At 67.4% G+C, this 17,950-nt stretch carries 17 protein-coding genes; 13 read left to right on the plus strand and 4 right to left on the minus strand.

Going from position 1 to position 17,950, the window contains the following annotated elements; all coding sequences use genetic code 11:
- Positions 1–12 precede the first annotated feature (12 nt).
- Entirely contained in the window at positions 13–1,506 is a 1,494-nt protein-coding gene (gene miaB, locus AC5Y5W_RS18075) for a tRNA (N6-isopentenyl adenosine(37)-C2)-methylthiotransferase MiaB (protein WP_500009277.1), read from the plus strand.
- On the plus strand, positions 1,503–2,084 hold the full coding sequence (locus AC5Y5W_RS18080) for an Rv2732c family membrane protein (RefSeq protein WP_500009278.1): 582 nt from the start codon (positions 1,503–1,505) through the stop codon (positions 2,082–2,084). Before miaB ends, AC5Y5W_RS18080 begins: the two co-directional genes overlap by 4 nt.
- 9 nt (positions 2,085–2,093) lie before the next feature.
- Here the strand turns inward: AC5Y5W_RS18080 and AC5Y5W_RS18085 are convergent, their stop codons facing one another.
- Positions 2,094–3,404, minus strand: coding sequence for a DUF349 domain-containing protein (locus tag AC5Y5W_RS18085; RefSeq protein WP_500009280.1), 1,311 nt, complete (start codon positions 3,402–3,404; stop codon positions 2,094–2,096).
- A gap of 395 nt (positions 3,405–3,799) precedes the next feature.
- On the opposite strand from AC5Y5W_RS18085, the gene AC5Y5W_RS18090 reads away from it, so the two are divergent.
- The 6 genes from AC5Y5W_RS18090 to AC5Y5W_RS18115 all read left to right on the plus strand — a co-directional run bounded on the left by AC5Y5W_RS18090 (position 3,800) and on the right by AC5Y5W_RS18115 (position 10,321).
- On the plus strand, positions 3,800–4,711 hold the full coding sequence (locus AC5Y5W_RS18090) for a DMT family transporter (protein ID WP_499897160.1): 912 nt from the start codon (positions 3,800–3,802) through the stop codon (positions 4,709–4,711).
- 49 nt (positions 4,712–4,760) lie between these two features.
- Positions 4,761–5,447: a class III extradiol ring-cleavage dioxygenase family protein gene (locus AC5Y5W_RS18095; protein ID WP_500009281.1), complete on the plus strand. Its 687-nt coding sequence runs from the start codon at positions 4,761–4,763 to the stop codon at positions 5,445–5,447.
- Complete coding sequence (gene miaA, locus AC5Y5W_RS18100; RefSeq protein ID WP_500009282.1) at positions 5,444–6,349, plus strand: tRNA (adenosine(37)-N6)-dimethylallyltransferase MiaA; 906 nt, start codon at positions 5,444–5,446, stop codon at positions 6,347–6,349. The genes AC5Y5W_RS18095 and miaA overlap by 4 nt, the downstream gene beginning before the upstream one ends.
- A gap of 4 nt (positions 6,350–6,353) precedes the next feature.
- Complete coding sequence (gene dapF, locus AC5Y5W_RS18105) at positions 6,354–7,226, plus strand: diaminopimelate epimerase (protein ID WP_500009283.1); 873 nt, start codon at positions 6,354–6,356, stop codon at positions 7,224–7,226.
- A gap of 46 nt (positions 7,227–7,272) precedes the next feature.
- Positions 7,273–8,688, plus strand: coding sequence for a GTPase HflX (hflX, locus tag AC5Y5W_RS18110; protein WP_500009285.1), 1,416 nt, complete (start codon positions 7,273–7,275; stop codon positions 8,686–8,688).
- Between the two features lie 265 nt (positions 8,689–8,953).
- Positions 8,954–10,321, plus strand: coding sequence for a DEAD/DEAH box helicase (locus tag AC5Y5W_RS18115; RefSeq protein ID WP_500009286.1), 1,368 nt, complete (start codon positions 8,954–8,956; stop codon positions 10,319–10,321).
- 7 nt (positions 10,322–10,328) lie between these two features.
- Here the strand turns inward: AC5Y5W_RS18115 and AC5Y5W_RS18120 are convergent, their stop codons facing one another.
- Positions 10,329–10,832, minus strand: a complete 504-nt coding sequence (locus AC5Y5W_RS18120) for a hypothetical protein (protein WP_500009287.1) — start codon at positions 10,830–10,832, stop codon at positions 10,329–10,331.
- A gap of 87 nt (positions 10,833–10,919) precedes the next feature.
- Here AC5Y5W_RS18120 and AC5Y5W_RS18125 point away from each other — a divergent pair, with 87 nt between their 5' ends.
- The gene (locus AC5Y5W_RS18125; RefSeq protein WP_500009288.1) at positions 10,920–12,080 is read left to right on the plus strand and encodes an acyl-CoA dehydrogenase family protein; all 1,161 of its coding nucleotides are present in this window, start codon (positions 10,920–10,922) and stop codon (positions 12,078–12,080) included.
- On the opposite strand, the gene AC5Y5W_RS18130 is transcribed toward AC5Y5W_RS18125, so the two are convergent.
- Positions 12,077–13,264, minus strand: coding sequence for a TerC/Alx family metal homeostasis membrane protein (locus tag AC5Y5W_RS18130; protein ID WP_500009289.1), 1,188 nt, complete (start codon positions 13,262–13,264; stop codon positions 12,077–12,079). The genes AC5Y5W_RS18125 and AC5Y5W_RS18130 overlap by 4 nt on opposite strands.
- A gap of 153 nt (positions 13,265–13,417) precedes the next feature.
- On the opposite strand from AC5Y5W_RS18130, the gene AC5Y5W_RS18135 reads away from it, so the two are divergent.
- Entirely contained in the window at positions 13,418–15,430 is a 2,013-nt protein-coding gene (locus AC5Y5W_RS18135) for an LGFP repeat-containing protein (protein WP_500009290.1), read from the plus strand.
- Between the two features lie 7 nt (positions 15,431–15,437).
- On the opposite strand, the gene lexA is transcribed toward AC5Y5W_RS18135, so the two are convergent.
- Positions 15,438–16,139, minus strand: a complete 702-nt coding sequence (gene lexA, locus AC5Y5W_RS18140) for a transcriptional repressor LexA (RefSeq protein ID WP_499885826.1) — start codon at positions 16,137–16,139, stop codon at positions 15,438–15,440.
- Positions 16,140–16,337: 198 nt separating this feature from the next.
- Here lexA and AC5Y5W_RS18145 point away from each other — a divergent pair, with 198 nt between their 5' ends.
- The 3 genes from AC5Y5W_RS18145 (at position 16,338) to AC5Y5W_RS18155 (ending at position 17,948) form a co-directional block, all read left to right on the plus strand.
- Positions 16,338–16,793 carry a LysM peptidoglycan-binding domain-containing protein gene (locus AC5Y5W_RS18145; RefSeq protein WP_500009291.1) on the plus strand — a complete coding sequence of 152 codons (456 nt, stop codon included), beginning with the start codon at positions 16,338–16,340 and terminating at the stop codon, positions 16,791–16,793.
- 162 nt (positions 16,794–16,955) lie between these two features.
- Positions 16,956–17,420 (plus strand): transcriptional regulator NrdR, encoded by a 465-nt coding sequence (nrdR, locus tag AC5Y5W_RS18150; RefSeq protein WP_499886343.1) that lies wholly within the window; start codon positions 16,956–16,958, stop codon positions 17,418–17,420.
- 42 nt (positions 17,421–17,462) lie between these two features.
- Positions 17,463–17,948, plus strand: a complete 486-nt coding sequence (locus tag AC5Y5W_RS18155; protein WP_500009292.1) for a peroxynitrite isomerase — start codon at positions 17,463–17,465, stop codon at positions 17,946–17,948.
- Positions 17,949–17,950 lie beyond the last annotated feature (2 nt).

Raw genomic sequence — 17,950 nt, forward strand, 5'->3', positions numbered from 1 at the left:
TACCATGGCTCCGTGACTTCGACGCTGGCACCGCACGTAGGCAGGACGTATCAGGTCCGCACCTACGGCTGCCAGATGAACGTCCACGACTCGGAGCGGTTGGCGGGGCTGCTGGAGGCGGCCGGCTACCGGCGGGCCCCGGAGGACAGCGACGCTGACGTGGTGGTCTTCAACACCTGCGCGGTGCGGGAGAACGCCGACAACAAGCTGTACGGCAATCTCAGCCACCTGGCCCCGAACAAACGCAGCAATCCGGATATGCAGATCGCGGTCGGCGGATGCCTGGCCCAGAAGGACCGCGACACGGTGCTCCGCAGGGCGCCGTGGGTCGACGTCGTCTTCGGCACCCACAACATCGGGTCGCTGCCCACGTTGCTCGACCGGGCCCGCCATAACCGGGTCGCGCAGGTGGAGATCGCCGAGGCGTTGCAGGAGTTTCCGTCCAACCTGCCGACGGCCCGTGAATCTGCTTACGCTGCTTGGGTTTCCATTTCGGTGGGTTGCAACAACAGCTGCACGTTTTGCATCGTGCCGTCGCTGCGCGGCAAGGAAGTTGACCGTAGCCCGCACGACATCCTGGCGGAGGTGCGGTCGCTGGTCGCCGACGGCGTGCTGGAGATCACCCTGTTGGGCCAGAACGTCAATGCCTACGGGGTGTCTTTCGCTGATCCCGCGTTGCCCCGCGATCGCGGGGCATTTGCGCAGTTGTTGCGCGCCTGTGGAGACATCGACGGGCTGGAACGGGTGCGGTTCACCTCACCGCATCCGGCCGAGTTCACCGACGACGTCATCGAGGCGATGGCGCAAACCCCCAACGTTTGCCCGGTCCTGCACATGCCGCTGCAGTCCGGCTCCGATCGGATCCTGCGCTCGATGCGGCGCTCCTACCGCGCGCAGCGCTATCTGGGCATCATCGAGCGGGTTCGGGCGGCGATGCCGCACGCGGCCATCACCACCGACCTGATCGTCGGTTTCCCCGGCGAAACCGAAGAGGACTTCACGGCCACCCTCGACGTCGTACGGCAGGCCCGGTTCTCGGCCGCGTTCACCTTCCAGTACTCCAAACGTCCCGGCACTCCGGCTGCTGAACTCGACGGCCAGCTGCCCAAAGCGGTGGTGCAGGAACGCTATGAGCGGCTGGTCGAGCTGCAGGAGCAGATCTCGCTGGAGGAAAACCGCGCCCAGATCGGGCGCAGCGTCGAATTGCTCGTCGCCACCGGCGAAGGACGCAAAGACAGCCGCACCGCACGGATGAGCGGTCGCGCCCGGGACGGCCGGTTGGTGCATTTTGCGCCGAAAGACCAGCAGGTGCGTCCCGGCGACGTCATCACCACGCTGGTCACCGACGCCGCACCCCACCACTTGATCGCCGACGGCGACATCGTCGCCCACCGCCGCACCCGCGCCGGTGACGCGCAGGCCGCCGGCCAGCGTCCGGGCGGCGTCGGTCTGGGCATGCCCGGCATCGGCCAGTCGGCGCCGGTAGCGACCGGATGCAGCCGATGAACGAGCAGAATCACGGGGATTTCGAAGCCTACCGAGCAGATTTGGAGGCCGCCGAACGGCGCATCGCCCACGAGATCGACCCGGGCGCAAGGGCTTTGGTAGTAGCGATCTTGGTAGTTGTGCTGGTGGCGTCGTTCATCCTGCCGCACACCGGGCACGTCCGCGGATGGGACGTGCTGTTCGGCGGCGACGACGCGGCGGCCGCCGCGGTGGCGCTGCCGTCGCGGCTGTTCGGCTGGCTGGCGCTGGTGTTCGGCGTCGGGTTCTCGATGCTGGCCTTGGTGACCCGGCGCTGGACGTTGGCCTGGATCGCGCTGGCAGGCTCGGCGGTGGCCAGCGCCGTCGGCCTATTCGCGGTCTGGTCGCGCCAGACCGTGGCCCTGGGGTATCCCGGTCCCGGGGTGGGCCTGATCGTCGCCTGGATCACCGTGATGGCGCTGACGTTTCACTGGGCCCGCGTGGTGTGGTCGCGCACGATTGTGCAGCTGGCGGCCGAGGAGCAGCGCCGTCGCGCGGCGGCGAGCCAGCAAACCCGCACACTGCTGGAAACTCTGGACGACGAGAAACCGCCCGAATAGTCGGCGCTGTCAGGACTTCAGCGCATCAGCGGCCGCGTCGGCCCATTGCCGCCACTGCGCGGCGTTCGCCTTGGCCTGTTCGGCCTCCTTGCTGCGGCCTGCCGCTTCGGCCTTTTCCGCTTGGCGTTCGAACTGCTCGGCGCGAGTCCGGAACTGCTCGGCACGGTCTTGGGCCTGCGGGTCGGACCAGTCCGATTCACCGGCCTCGCGCACCTTCTTCTCGACCGCGCGCAGCCGCCGCTCCAACTCCGCCGACCGCTCTCGCGGCACCCGGCCGATCGCGTCCCACTTCTCGGCTATCGACCGCAGCGCCGCCCGCGCTGCGTCGAAATTGGTGGTATCGAGCTTTTCGGCCTCGGCCAGCAGCGCTTCCTTGGCGGTGGCGTTCGCTCCCAACTCCGCGTCGCGTTCGGCCGTCGCCGCGTTGCGGGCCTTGAAGAAGGTGTCCTGAGCGGCCTTGAACCGCCGCCACAGTGCATCGTCGACGTCGCGGGCGGCTCGACCGACGCCCTTCCACTCGGTGAGCAACTTGCGGAACGCCGCGCTGGTGGCGCTCCATTCCGTCGATCCGGCCAACTCTTCGGCGCGCTCACACAGCCGTTCTTTGGCGTCGCGAGCTACCGACCGCTCCCGGTCCAGCTCGGCGAAATGCGATCCGCGCCGCCGGTTGAACGTTTCCCGGGCCGTCGAGTAGCGCTTCCACAACGCGTCGTCGGTTTTGCGGTCCAGACCGCCGATCGTCTTCCATTCCTCGAGGATCGCGCGCAACCGGTCACCGGCGGCTTTCCAGTGCGTCGAGTTGGCGGCCAACTCCTCGGCTTCGTCGGCCAGCGCCTCCTTGCGGGCGATCTGGGCGGCGCGATGCTCCTCGCGGCGGGCGCGATCCGCGGAAGCGACGGCGTCGGCATGTTCGCAAATGCCCGCCAGTCGGACCACCAACGCATCGACGTCACCGAGCACGCACGCCGTCGGCAATGCCTCAGCCAGCGCGGCGGCGTTGGCTTTGATCTTGCGGGCATCACCGGTGCCGGATGCCAGTCGCTCCTCCATCAGGGTGACTTCGGTGCTCAGGTCATCGAAGCGCCGGCCGAAATGGGCGAAGGCGGCCTCGGTGTCGCCGGCCTGCCAGGAGCCGACGACTCGCTCACCGGCGGCGCTGACCAGCCATACCGTGCCGTCGGCGTCTACCCGCCCGAACCGGTGCGGGTCGCTGGCCGGCGGCGCGGCGATCGGGGAGGGTCGCGGTGTCGGCCTGGGCCCAGGTCGTGGCCCCGGCCGCGGAACCGGTCTGGACTCAGTGCTACGGGGCTCTTCCACCATCACCGTCACCTACCCTTCGCGCGGGTCCCGCGCACCTGCCGCGCATATTGCGGCGCCGACTGCTGCACCTCGGGAGTGCCCGTGCCCCTCGACGGGTTCCCCAATCAGTATTGAAGCAGCTTGCCAGGCGGCGCGCCCCCTCCTTTCGCGTTGCCGCCTGAGTGACCACTCCGTGGGATGTTGGCAGGCAACCGGTCGTGCTGACCGCGGCCCTGGCAGACCCGCGTTTGCATAGCAGATACATAGGCTATGGAGAGCGCGTAATGCCGTACGTGGCGAACGGGTTCGGCTAATGTTCGCGCGTTGTCCACCGCACTAGAGTGGCCACGGAGTGTGAACGAACAGCATGGATAGGTAACGGCTTCCGGGCCGAAAGACGGCCAAGGAGGTCTGTGATGTGGAGGGCTGATCTTGCGATCTTCCTCGCACTGTGCGCCGCGCTGGCATCCGCGTTCGGCGATGTGATCCGGCAGCGTTCCGCTCAGGAGATCACCGACAAGCAGGTCGGCCACCTCGAGTTGTTCCGCATGTCGTTGCGCGACACTCGTTGGTGGCTGGGCGGTATGGGCGCCGTCGCCAACTATGCGCTGCAAGCGGGAGCGTTGGCCCTGGCCTCGGTGATGTTGGTGACGTCGCTGCAGGTGGCGTCGCTGTTGTTCGCCCTGCTGATCTACGCGCGTCTGGCCCGTTACCGGGTGACCCGCTGGGAGTGGATGTGGGCGCTGGTGCTGGCTTGTGCGCTGGCCCTGGTCGTCAGCGTCGGTGACCCGACCGCCGGTCACTCACGGGCCTCGTTGGGCACCTGGATTGTGGTGGCCATCGTGATGGGCCCGGCGCTGGTGTTGTGTGTGCTGGCGGCGCGGATCTGGTCGGGCGGTCCGGCGGCGGCGGTGCTGCTGGCGGTGGTGGCGGGGTCGTCGTTGGCGGTATTCGCGGTGCTGACCAAGGGTGTCGTGGAACTGCTTGAAGGCGGCTTCGGACCGGTGCTGCGGGCGCCCGAGTTCTACGCGTGGATATCGGCCTCGCTGGCCGGGATGATCTTCCAGCAGTCGGCGTTTCGCGCCGGTGCATTGACTGCGTCGTTGCCGACGATCACCGTGGCCAAGCCCGTGGTGGCGTCGGCGCTGGGGGTTTTGGTGCTCGAGGAGAGACTGCAGGTCGACGGGCCGGAAATCTTCGTGCTGATCGCGGCGGTCGCGGTGGTGATCACCGCGACGGTGGCGTTGGCCCGTGGCGAGGCTGCCACCATCGCGTCCGGCGCCGGTCGCGATGTGAAAGGCACTTACGAGTCGACGGCGTCCGCATAGCGCCAGCCCTCCGAGACCTCACGCGCGGTGCGGAGGTTAGTTTGATGGCGTGTTGGGCGCCATCGCGATCATCCCCTCGGCGCCGGTGCTGGTTCCCGAGTTGGCCGGAGCCGCAGGCGCCGAAGTGGCCGATCTGCGGGCCGCGGTGATCGCAGCGGCCGCCGCGCTGCCGCCGCGCTGGATCGCGGTGGGCATGGGCGGCGCCGAGGCCGTCGTCGATGCATCCGCCGTAGGTACGTTCGCGGGGTTCGGCGCCGAGGTCATCGTCCGGCTCTCGCCGGGCGAGGACCGCGACCCGGTGGCGTTGCCGCTGTGCGCGTTGTTCACCGGCTGGGTACGGGAGCAAGCACAGCCTGACGCCTGCGCCGAGGTGCGGGTGTATGGCGCCGATCTCGACGTCGACGCCGCGCTGACCGCCGGCCGCCGATTGCGGGACGAGATCGAGCAGGCGCCAGATCCAATCGGCGTCCTGGTCGTCGCCGACGGCGCCAACACCTTGACCGCCGCCGCGCCCGGCGGTTACCGCCCCGGCGACGTCGAGGTGCAGCGGGCCCTGGATGACGCGCTGGCGGGCGGCGACGTGGCCGCCCTGGCCCAACTGCCCGACCAGGTCGTGGGACGGGTGGCGTTCCAGGTGCTGGCCGGCGTGACCGAGCCGGCACCACGATCGACCAAAGAGCTCTACCGCGGAGCGCCCTACGGCGTGGGCTACTTCGCCGGTCTCTGGCAGCCGTGAGGCCGCTGGCCGTCGTCGGCCCGACCGGCACCGGCAAGTCGCAGCTGGCCCTCGAGGCCGCCGAGCGGCTCGGCGGCGAAATCGTGAATGCCGACGCGATGCAGCTCTACCGCGGGATGGACATCGGCACCGCCAAACTGCCCGCCGCCGAGCGCCGCGGCATACCGCACCGTCAGCTCGACGTTCTCGACGTCACCGAGACCGCCACGGTTGCCCGCTACCAGCGCGAGGCGGCCGCCGACGTGGAAGCGATCGCTGCCGGCGGCGCGGTGCCGATCATCGTGGGCGGGTCGATGCTGTACATCCAGTCGCTGCTCGACGATTGGTCGTTCCCGGCGACCGACCCGGCGGTCCGGGCCGGCTGGGAGCGGCGGCTCACCGAGCTGGGGGTGGCCGCGCTGCATGACGAGCTGGCGGCCCGCGACCCGGCGGCGGCGGCGTCGATTCTGCCCACCGACGGCCGCCGTATCGTGCGGGCGCTGGAGGTCGTCGAGCTCACCGGACAACCGTTCGCCGCGTCGGCGCCGAGCATCGGCGCCCCCCGCTGGGACACCGTGATCATTGGGTTGGATTGCTCCACCGACATACTCGACGAGCGGCTGGCCCGGCGCACCGATGCGATGTTCGCGTCCGGCCTGGTCGAGGAGGTCATCGCCCTGCTCGGACAAGGGCTGCGCGAGGGCGTCACCGCGTCGCGGGCACTGGGCTATGCGCAGGTGATCGCCGACCTCGATGCCGGCGGCAACGGCGAGGGTGCGCGTGAGCCGACGTTTATCGGCACCCGGCGCTATGTACGACGGCAGCGGTCCTGGTTTCGCCGCGACCACCGCATCCACTGGCTGGACGCAACGGCCGGCGACCTCGCGGGTGACGTCGTACAGGCCTGGCGGCACGTATCCTGAGCAGGTGATCTTCTCGAAGGGTCACGGCACGCAGAACGATTTCGTGCTGCTGCCCGACCTCGACGCCGAACTGGCGCTGCGCCCCGAAGCGGTGGCCGCACTATGCGACCGCCGGCGCGGGCTGGGCGCCGACGGGGTGCTGCGGGTGAGCACCGCGGGCGCGGTGCTGACCGCCGGCGCGCTGGAGCGGCTGCCCGACGGTGTCAGCGCCGACGACTGGTACATGGACTACCGCAATGCCGACGGTTCCGTCGCCGAGATGTGCGGCAACGGCGTTCGGGTGTTTGCACACTATCTGCGGGCCAGTGGCCTGGAGTCGCGCGACGAGTTCGTCGTCGGGTCACTGGCCGGCCCGCGGCCGGTCGTGCTGCACGGGTTCGACGCCACCCACGCCGACGTCACCGTCGACATGGGCAAGGCCAACCGGCTCGGGGCGGGGGAGGCGGTCGTGGGGGGCCGCCGGTTCGAGGGCATCGCCGTCGACGTGGGCAACCCACATCTGGCGTGCGTCGATGAGCAACTGACCACCGAGGCGCTGGCGGCGCTGGATGTCGGCGCTCCGGTGACCTTCGACGCGGCGCAGTTCCCGGATGGGGTCAACGTCGAGGTTCTCACCGCGCCCACTGACGGCGCGGTCCGCATGCGGGTGCACGAGCGGGGTGTAGGCGAAACCCGCTCCTGCGGCACCGGGACAGTTGCGGCCGCCGTCGCCGCGCTGGCCCACGCCGGGACGGCCAGCGGCTCACTGATCGTGCGGGTGCCCGGCGGCGACGTCGTCGTCACCATCACCGAAGCCACCAGTTACCTGCGCGGGCCGTCGGTTCTGGTGGCCCAGGGCGAAATCAGCGAGGAATGGTGGCAGGGCGCGCAGCGTTAATTCGGATGCACGTCGCCGATTCGGCGTGCACCATGTGTTATTGCCTATGACATATCCGGAATTTCCCGAAGAGAACACTCCCAGCACGGGTGAGCTTGCGCTCGACGACCGGTCGGCGCTGCGCCGCGTCGCTGGGCTGTCCACCGAACTTGCCGACGTCTCCGAGGTCGAGTACCGGCAGCTGCGCCTCGAGCGTGTCGTGCTGGTCGGCGTGTGGACCGACGGCAGCGCCGCCGACGCCGAGGCCAGCCTCGCCGAGTTGGCGGCGCTCGCCGAAACGGCCGGCTCACAGGTCCTCGACGGGATGATCCAGCGCCGCGACAAACCGGATGCCTCGACATATATCGGCTCGGGCAAGGCGCAAGAGCTGCGCGAGGTGGTGTTGGCCACCGGCGCCGACACCGTCATCTGCGACGGCGAGCTGTCCCCGGCTCAGCTGACCGCGTTGGAGAAGGCCGTAAAGGTCAAGGTCGTCGACCGCACCGCGCTGATTCTGGACATCTTCGCTCAGCATGCCACCAGCCGGGAGGGCAAGGCGCAGGTGGCCCTGGCACAGATGGAATACATGCTGCCGCGACTGCGGGGTTGGGGTGAGTCGATGTCGAGGCAGGCCGGTGGCCGCGCCGGCGGCAGCGGCGGCGGGGTGGGTCTGCGCGGCCCCGGCGAGACCAAGATCGAGACTGACCGGCGCCGCATCCGAGAGCGAATGTCCAAGCTGCGCCGCGACATCAAAGCGATGAAGCAGGTCCGCGATACTCAGCGCAGTCGCCGGCTGGACAGCGACGTTCCGTCCATCGCGATCGTCGGCTACACCAACGCCGGCAAGTCGAGTCTGCTCAACGCGCTGACCGGCGCGGGTGTGCTGGTGCAGGATGCACTGTTCGCCACCCTCGAACCCACCGCCCGCCGCGGAGAATTCGAGGACGGGCGGGCATTCGTGGTCAGCGACACGGTCGGCTTCGTCCGGCATCTGCCCACCCAGCTGGTCGAGGCGTTCCGCTCGACGCTGGAAGAGGTTGTCGACGCCGATCTGCTGGTCCATGTCGTCGACGGTTCCGACGTCAATCCGCTGGCCCAAATCAGCGCGGTGCGCCAGGTGATCTCCGAAGTGATTGCCGATCACGACAGTCGTCCGGCACCTGAACTGCTGGTGGTCAACAAGGTCGACGCCGCAGGCGATTTGGCGCTGGCCAAGCTGCGTCGCGCGCTGCCCGGGGCGATGTTCGTGTCGGCCCGTACCGGAGATGGCGTCGAGGCGCTGCGCCGGCGGATGACCGAACTGGCCGCCCCGACCGATGCAGCCGTCGACGTGGTAATCCCTTATGACCGTGGTGATTTGGTGACTCGTGTACACGACGAGGGCAGGGTGCAGCACGCCGAACACAACGCCGAGGGCACCCGGATCAAGGCGCGGGTGCCGGTGGCCTTGGCGGCCAGCTTGACGCAATTTTCGGCGACCTGAGTCACTCCGCGTCGAATGCGGCCGAGCGGGTAGGTGTTTCGTTCGTGCGGTATGCTTGCCCGGAACGTTGGCGTCACGAGGAATGATGCCAATACGTCGTGGAACGCTTTCGCCCTCGGCTGCCTGCCGATTAGTGCGCCCCGCACAAGCTCTTCTCGCGGCGATCGATTTTGCCGACCGGCAATCTCGCCAACCTGTGCGCCAGCGCCGCTTGACGTCAATCGTCGCGGCTGCGCCGCACCACCATGCCTGAAAGGCACCCCCAATGACCACATCATTTGCCGACCTCGGCGTGCGCGAACCACTTGCCGGGGCGCTCACCGCCCTCGGTATCAGCACGCCATTTCCGATCCAGGTCAACACCCTTCCGGACACCCTCAAGGGCCACGACGTGCTGGGACGAGCCAAGACGGGCAGCGGGAAGACGCTGGCCTTCTCGATCCCGCTGGTGGCCCGGCTCGCCGACCGCAAACGACGCCCGTCGCGACCGACCGGGCTGGTATTGGCGCCGACTCGCGAACTGGTCAGCCAGATCTGCGCGACGCTCGAGCCGCTGGCGGCGGTCTACGGGCTGACGGTCACCCCAGTCTTCGGCGGCGTCTCGCAGAGCCGGCAGGTGGCCGCGCTCAACAGCGGTATCGACATCGTGGTGGCCTGCCCCGGCCGGCTCGAAGACTTGATGAAACAGCGTCTGATCAGCCTCGACGCAGTCGAGATCAGCGTGCTCGACGAGGCCGATCACATGGCGGATCTGGGCTTTCTGCCAGGCGTCACCCGCATCCTGGCGGCGACACCGGCCGGCGGTCAGCGGCTGCTGTTCTCCGCGACCCTCGACAACGGGGTCGACAAGCTGGTTCGGCGCTTTCTGCGCAACCCGGTGTCGCATTCCGTCGATGAGATCAGCGCGCCACCCGCGGCGATGACACACCATGTGTTCCACGTCACGGGAACCGAGGCGAAAAGAGAACTGGTGCACCGGCTGGCGTCCGGCACCGGTCGCCGCATTCTTTTCATGCGCACCAAACACCAAGCCCGCAAGCTTGCCAGGCAGCTCACCGAATCTGGGGTGCCGGCGGTCGACCTGCACGGCAACCTCTCGCAGCCCGCACGGGACCGTAACCTCGCCGCATTCACCGCGGGTGAGGCGCGTGTGCTGGTCGCCACCGACATCGCCGCTCGTGGGGTGCACGTCGACGGCGTCGAACTGGTGGTGCACGTGGACCCCCCGGCGGAGCACAAGGCCTATCTGCACCGCTCGGGTCGCACGGCGCGGGCCGGCAGCGCAGGCCACGTGGTCACCGTCGTATTGCCCGAGCAACGCAAAGACACCCGGCTGCTGCTGCGGAAGGCCGGAATCACCGTTACGCCTCAACAGGTGGCGGCCGACTCCGCGTCGGTGCAGGCACTGGCCGGCGAGGTTGCGCCGTTGCGGCGGCCCGCTGCCAAGGATGCGCCGCCCGCGGGTGCGCCCACGGATGGCCGCCCGGGTCGGCGATCCCGGCGCGCTCGAGAACAACGGCGCGGTGGCGGCGCAGAACACGGTCATCCCCGGCAGCGCAGTCGCCGCGACGCTGGCACTCCGCGCGCCGAGGCCCGGCGCAGAGCTGTCCGCCCCCAGCCAAGCGCTCGGTGATCCTTGCTTACTCGACGTCGTAGACGTCAGTATCAGCTGTTTCGATGATCCGTTGTGCCAGCTGCGCTTTCAGCGCGTCGAGGCGGTGCTCCTGCTCGGGTGTGCGATCCTGACTTCGGGCCAGGTCGACGAACTCGTCGGTGACAAACCCATCACGCAACAGCAGGGTCACGGTGCTGTCATTGATGCTTACCTGGAAGACGAAGTCCTCCAGCAATCGGCCCCGGTCGGATCTGACCAGTGTGCGGTCGACGGCGTAGCGCCCGTCAGAGACAGCGCGCGTCACTGCCTCGAAACCATCGCGAGCACCGGGGCCTCGAAACGCCGTGCGGATCACGATCGATCGCCGCGGGGGCAGCCCATCAGGGCACAGGACGGCAAATGCGCGCCGCATCGCTGTGAACGCGGTGGCCACGCCGGCCGGCGAGTACGGCCCGGCGTAGCGCAGCATGTCGGCGAACGAAAACTCCAGCGTCTGTCCGCGTTCGTGCACCCGGATCATCTCGGCCATTCGCCGAGGGTAGGCCGGCGCAGTCCAACCAACCACCCGGTTGGTATATCTTGGGCGGCAGAGTCCCCATTCGCCGGAGGTTGATCCATGGGTAGCGCCGTCAAGTACCAGCGCACGTTGTTTGAGCCCGAGCACGAATTGTTCCGCGAGTCCTTCCGGGCTTTCCTCGATCGCCACGTCGCGCCGCATCACGACGAGTGGGAGCAGGCCAAGATCGTCGACCGCGGGGTCTGGCTGGAAGCCGGCAAGCAGGGCTTTCTGGGCATGGCGGTACCGGAGGAGTACGGCGGCGGTGGCAACCCCGACTTCCGCTACAACACGATCATCGTCGAGGAAATCACCGCGGGCCGCTACAGCGGGATCGGATTCGGTCTGCACAACGATGTGGTGGCTCCGTATCTGCTGCGGTTGGCCACCGAGGAGCAGAAGCAGCGCTGGCTGCCTAAGTTCTGCACCGGCGAACTGATCACCGCTATCGCGATGACCGAGCCCGGCACCGGCAGTGATCTGCAGGGCATCAAGACCCGCGCGGTCAAGCAGGGCGACCACTACGTGCTGAACGGGTCGAAGACGTTCATCACCAACGGCATCAACTCCGACCTGGTGATCGTGGTGGCGCAGACCGATCCCGACAAGGGTTCGCAAGGCTTCTCGCTGCTTGTCGTCGAACGCGGTATGGAGGGCTTCGAGCGCGGCCGGCACCTCGACAAGATCGGCTTGGACGCCCAGGACACCGCCGAGCTGTCGTTCACCGACGTCAAGGTTCCCGCGGAGAACCTGCTCGGCAAGGAGGGCATGGGCTTCATCTACCTGATGCAGAATTTGCCACAGGAACGGATTTCGATCGCGATCACTGCGGCTGCTGCCATGGCGGCGGTGTTGGAGCAAACCGTGCAATATGCCAAGGAGCGCAAGGCTTTTGGCCGATCGATCGGAAGCTTTCAAAACAGCCGATTCCTGCTCGCAGAACTGGCTACGGAAGCCACCGTCGTTCGGATCATGGTCGACGAGTTCATCCGTTTGCACCTCGATGAGAAACTGACGGCCGAGCAGGCAGCGATGGCCAAGTGGTACTCCACCGAAAAGCAGGTGAATTTGATCGATCGCTGCCTGCAGCTGCACGGCGGCTATGGGTACATGCGTGAATATCCCGTCGCGCGTGCCTATCTCGATTCCAGGGTGCAGACCATCTACGGCGGTACCACCGAGATCATGAAGGAGATCATCGGCCGCGGCCTCGGGGTCTAGCCGTTGGTGTGCGCGTCGTGCGCGTGATGAGCGCGCTGCAGCAGATCCATCAGTTCATCCTCGTTGCGGATCTTGGCCCGATATTTCATTGGGAGCGCCCTGATCTGATTTTCTTCGCTGACGAGCCGGTCGAAGATCTTCCTCCGCTCTGCGGGGTCGATGGCGTAGTGCCGGTCGAGGTACTCGGTCGCATGCCGACGTGCGCCGGCGACGGCGTTTTGGGCCCGCCCTCGCGCCGACAGTAACGAGGCCGCGGTCGTGATGACCAGGATGACGATGATCACCGTCAACGACGCGGCCGTGCTCACCTCGGCGACGGGAATCGGCTTGCCGCCGTGGATAAACGGAACGCTGTTCTGGTGCAGCGCCTGCAGCATCAGCTTCACGCCGATGAAGCCCAGAATGGCGGCCAGGCCATAGGACAGGTAGATCAGCCGGTCCAGCAGCCCATCGATGAGGAAGTAGAGCTGGCGCAGTCCCAGCAGCGAAAGCGCTGTGGCGGTGAATATCAGGTACACGTTCTCGGTGAGCCCGAACAGCGCCGGGATGGAGTCGAACGCGAACAACAAGTCCGCGCCGCCCAGGGCGACCATCACCACCAGCAGCGGTGACATGACCCGTTTGCCGTTGTCGATGATGAACAATCGGTCGTCGTCGTAGCTGTCGGTGGTGCGCAGGAACCTTTTGGCGACACGGATGATCACCGTGTCGGCGGTGCGGCCTTCCGATTCCGAAGGCTTGACCAAACCGGCCGCCGTGATCAACAGGACAATGCCGAACAGGTAAAACGCCCAATCGAAGATCGTGATGAATGCCGCGCCGACAAAGATGAATCCGGTACGGGCGACCAATGCGATCACGATGCCGAACAACACCGCCTTTTGCTGGGCCACCCGGGGTACGGCGAAGCTCGCGATGATCACCAGAAACACGAATAGGTTGTCGACCGAGAGCGCTTCGTTGCTCAAGTAGCAGGCGAAATATTCCACGGCCGGCGCGATGCCGCCGAGGATCAACACACCGGCGCCGAACACAATCGCGATACCGGTATAGATCGCCGACCAGATGGCCGCTTCACGCAGCGTCGGTACATGTGCGCTGCGGACATGGAAGTAGTAATCGAACAACGTCAAGCCGGCGAGTACGACGACTGTCAGCGCCCAAATCAGCCCGGAAACTCCCATGTCCGATGCATTTCCTCCCCGCGCGTTGCTCGGCCGCCCGTTCCGGCACGGTAACGCACCGACAGTTGGTGTGCACTCGACCATCCACGACACGCACGCGTTCGGGGGGCATTTAGACATCGGCTGGATATTCGGTTCCGTAATGTCTGCAAGATGACTTCGCAATTCTCGTTCGCCGACGCCCATTGGAGGCGCCGCCGGGGAGGTGTGGTGAAAGGGCAACATCGGCTTGTCGGTGCGGTGGTTTCCCGCGCGGCCCTTGCTTTGGTGGCTGTGGCGGCCGCCGCCGCGCTGTTGTCCCCGACGGCCGCGGCGTCACCGGAGAGCGACGCTGACGACGCGATTACCGCGGCGTGGGAGGACGCCGGCGGCGAGAATTCGGATCTCGGCGCCAGGCAGGGCGACGTGTATGCCGTTGGCGCCGGATTCGCCCAGGACTTCGCCAACGGCAAAATGTTTTTCACCCCGGACACCGGTGCCAGATCCATGTACGGCGCGGTTCTGGACAAGTACGAGTCCCTCGGCGGGCCTGCCAACAGCGACCTGGGTTTTCCCACGATCGACGAGGTGCCGGGGCTGGCCGGGCCCGATAGCCGAAACAGCACATTCTCGGCCGGCGACAAACCGGTGATTTTCTGGACGCCCGACCACGGTGCATACGTTGTGCGCGGCGCCATCAACGCCGCCTGGGACAAGCTCGGAAGCTCCGGCGGAGTGCTGGGCGTGCCGGTCGGCGACGAAACCTATGACGGCCAAGTCGCCACCCAGCTCTTCAGCGGCGGCCAGGTGTCGTGGAACCGGCAGACCAAGGCGTTCACCACCACTCCGCCCGAACTGGCCCAGCAACTGACCGGCCTGCAGGTGCCGATCGACCCGACCGCGGCCATCAACATGGCCTGGCGGGCCGCCGGCGGGGCATCCGGCCCGTTGGGCGCCAAGCAGGGCGGACAGTACCCGGTCGGCGACGACGGACAGGGCCAGAACTTCGTCGGCGGCAAGGTCTTCTTCAGCCCGGCCACCGGCGCCAATGCCGTCGAAAGCGAAGTGCTGGCCAAATACGAGTCGCTGGGCGGACCGGTCGGCAGCGACCTGGGCTTTCCCACCGCGAATGAGGCCGACGGCGGAATCAAGCCGGCCAGTCGGATCAGCACCTTCTCCGGCGCGGACAACCCGGTGATTTTCTGGACGCCCGACCACGGTGCGTTCGTCGTGCGCGGCGCCATGAAGGCCGCCTGGGACAAACTGGGCGGGGCAACCGGCCAACTCGGCGCCCCGGTGGGCGACGAGACGGTGGACCGCGACATCGTCGCGCAGAAGTTCACCGGGGGCAAGATCGCCTGGGACCGGGCGAAAAACACCTTCAGCACCGAACCGACCCAGCTGGCGTCGGCGTTGTCTGGACTGCAGGTACCGGGCCAGAACTTGCCTGCCGGATCGGCACAGCCTGCCGACACCGGCGCAAAGCGGGCCTGGCACGCGTGGTGGCTGTTGGTCATCATCCCCGTCCTGCTGCTGATCGCGCTGGTCGTGCTGGCCGCGCCGTGGTGGAGCCGTCGCCGCATGGCTCGCCGAGAGGGCCCGGTTTACGAGCCCGATCACGACATGGACGCCGGCTATGACGCCGAGCCGAAATCCCGTGTGCGCTGGGCAGCCGACGACGGCGAACCCGGCTCGTCGCCGTTCTCCGGCGGATACTCCGAAGCGGCTCCGGCGGCCGCCGCTGCCGGTCCGCCGGACAGCGGCTGGATGTCACCGGCCAGCGCTGGTTTCGATGAGCCACCGCCGAGCGCCGAAACCCCCAGTGGGGTAGCAGCTTCCGAGTTCGAGAGCGAGGCTGAGGCCGAGGACCCCGACGCGGTGGACACCGCGCCGACGCGAATCCCCACCGAAAGCGAAATAAGCGGCGGGCGACACGCGGCTACCGACGGCGCCGCGGAGGCCGAGAGTGAGGCTGACTCAGTGGCGCCGGTTGCCGCCGACCAGCCCGCGATTCACCTTCCGCTGCAGGACGCGCACGAAGCGCCCGACGGGTATCCGATCAAGGGCAATGTCAGCTTCGGCCTGTACTACACACCCGACAGCGCGCTGTACGACGACGCGTTCGCCGAAATCTGGTTCACCACCGAGGAAGTCGCCCAAGCCAACGGCTTCTCCAAGGCGACTTGACCCCGTTTCAGATTTTGCGAATGACGGTGACGACCTTGCCCAGTACGGCGGCGTCATTGCCCGGGATGGGGTCGAACGCCGGGTTGTGCGGCATCAGCCAGACCTGGCCGCCGGTGCGCTTGAACGTCTTGACGGTGGCCTCTCCGTCGATCATCGCCGCGACGATGTCGCCGTTGTCGGCCACGTTCTGCTGACGCACCACCACCCAGTCGCCGTCGCAGATCGCGGCGTCGACCATGGAGTCGCCGACCACCTTGAGCAGGAAGAGCGCACCCTCGCCCACCAGCTCACGAGGGAGTGGGAAGACGTCCTCGACGGCTTCCTCGGCGAGGATGGGGCCACCGGCAGCGATGCGCCCGAGGACGGGCACGAACGTGGGTTCCGGCAGCGCGTCCGAGCCTGACACGTCGGTGAGAACGGTGGGTCCGCTCGCGTCGTCGGCGCCACGGACGTCCACGGCGCGGGGCCGGTTGGGGTCTCGGCGCAAGTAGCCTTTGCGCTCCAGGGTGCGCAGTTGGTGAGCCACCGACGAGGTTGACGTCAGGCCCACGGCATCACCGATTTCCCGGATGCTGGGGGGATATCCGCGGCTGGTGACCGATGCGCGGATGACGTCCAAGATCGTGCGCTGCCGTTCGGTCAGCGTCGAATCCACGGATCGCTCGCGGCGGCCGCTACCGGCACCCGGGGTATGGCTGCTGTCGCTCATAGGTCCGAATGTAGCCGCGATCCAACGGAAACTCAAACATGTGTTCGAGGCGTGTCGCCACGGCGCTCCGGGGTTGTCGGACCCCCGTCTTATCGTGCTGCTGAGTATGCAACGAATCGATCACATGTTCGGAATTCGAACGTGCTATCGATTATAGTTCGAACAAGCGATCGATCAGCTGCGACGGAAGGGGTTCCCATGACAGTCATCGAGACGACCCGGCCCGGTACACCGCGTCGCAGTCAACCGGTCCGGATCCGCCCGGCCGGCCAGCAGAACCGGCCGCGGCCATCGAGGCCGCCCGTCGCGCCGCCGCGCTACCGGGGCACCGGTGTGCTGATGTCGACGGCGCCGCACCGGCCACGTCCCGTAACGCCGGCGACGACGGTGGCGCTGGCGCTGCTCGCCGGGGTGATCACCGTGTGGCTGGGCTTGGTGGCACAGTTCGGCGAGGCAGTGCAGAACCCGTCCGCGGACATGCCCGACCAACTTGCCGTGGTGCGCGTCGAACCAGGGGAGACGCTGCAGCACTTGGCCGGCCGAGTCGCGCCCGGCGCCCCGAGCGGTCAGGTCGCCGACCGCATCCGGGAACTCAACGGTCTGGACACTGCGACGCTGGCCGCCGGCCAGACCCTGATCGCACCGGTCGGCTGACCGGCAGCCGTGGACGGCGAAAACCGCGGTGGGTCAACGGTAGCCGCCGCCGAGGGCGCGCGGTGGGTGCCGATCGCGACGGCGCTGGGCCTGCGGGGAGCCGCGCGGGTACGCTCAGAAGGTTCTGAGATACCCGGCTATCAGCGCGGCGAAGGAGCGGCCATGCACTGTCCGTTCTGTCGTCACCCCGATTCAAGGGTGGTCGACTCCCGGGAAACCGATGAAGGCCAGGCGATCCGGCGTCGCAGATCGTGCCCCGAGTGCGGACGGCGGTTCACCACCGTCGAGACCGCGGTACTGGCTGTGGTCAAGCGCAGCGGTGTCACCGAACCATTCAGTCGCGAGAAAGTCATCAGCGGCGTACGGCGAGCATGCCAGGGCCGCCAGGTCGATGACGACGCGTTGAATCTGCTCGCCCAGCAAGTGGAAGACACCGTTCGGGCCAACGGATCGCCGGAAGTCGCCAGCCACGAGGTCGGGTTGGCAATCCTTGGCCCGTTGCGTGACCTCGACGAGGTGGCCTATCTGCGATTCGCCTCGGTGTACCGGTCGTTTTCCTCGGCCGACGATTTCGAACGGGAGATCGAGGCGCTGCGCGCGCATCGCGAGATATCAACTCCCAGTTAAGCCGCCGGGGGTGGCGGTCGTCGACGGACGTAGGCTGACCGCATGCCGGCCGACCTGCATCCTGATGTCGAAGCACTCGCCCCGCTGCTGGGCACCTGGGCCGGCCGCGGATCGGGGAAATACCCGACGATCGAGCCGTTCGACTACCTCGAGGAAGTCGTGTTCACCCATGTCGGCAAGCCGTTCTTGGCCTACGGCCAAAAGACGAAGGCGGCTACCGACGGCAAGCCGCTGCACGCCGAGACGGGCTATTTGCGGGTGCCGCAACCGGGCCAGCTCGAACTTGTCCTCGCTCATCCCAGTGGGATCACCGAAATCGAAGTCGGCACCTACACGGCGGCCGGCGACGTCATCGAAATCGACTTGACCGCATCGAAGATCGGCCTGACACCCACCGCCAAAGAGGTGACTGCGCTTGGACGGCGCTTCCGTATCGACGGCAACGAATTGTCGTATTCGCTGCAGATGGGCGCGGTCGGATTGCCGTTGCAACATCACCTTGCTGCCGTATTGCACCGGCAAGCCTGACT

Source organism: Mycobacterium sp. NGS51, assembly GCF_059812525.1.